The organism is Paraburkholderia sp. SIMBA_054 (genome assembly GCF_046534875.1).
GTDB classification, from domain to species: Bacteria; Pseudomonadota; Gammaproteobacteria; order Burkholderiales; family Burkholderiaceae; genus Paraburkholderia; species Paraburkholderia hospita.
Genome location: NZ_JAWRXV010001914.1, coordinates 1 through 228, shown reverse-complemented (window position 1 = coordinate 228; position 228 = coordinate 1). Strand labels below are relative to the sequence as shown.

General features: G+C 47.4%; 1 protein-coding gene. It reads left to right on the top strand.

Translation table 11 applies throughout. From position 1 onward, the window contains the following. Positions 1-228, top strand: a 228-nt coding sequence (locus tag SB822_RS61715) for a hypothetical protein (RefSeq protein ID WP_410859753.1), incomplete at both ends; no start/stop codon positions are given.

Sequence of the window (228 nt, the reverse complement as noted above, 5' to 3'; positions counted from 1 at the left end):
AGAAAATCCCTTCAACCGCTAAATGGGAATTTACACCGGATGGCCAGCACATCGAACTAGGTATCGCAGAAATGAACCTCTTTCTGTTGTTGGGAGCAGCCGGACTTTCGCATTCACTCTTTGGAAAGCGCCTGATACCGATCGGGACAGTCTACGACCCATTTGTGGCACGTGGTCTTGATGCATTGAATTACGCTTGCTATCAGGATGCACGTTTTATGATCATAG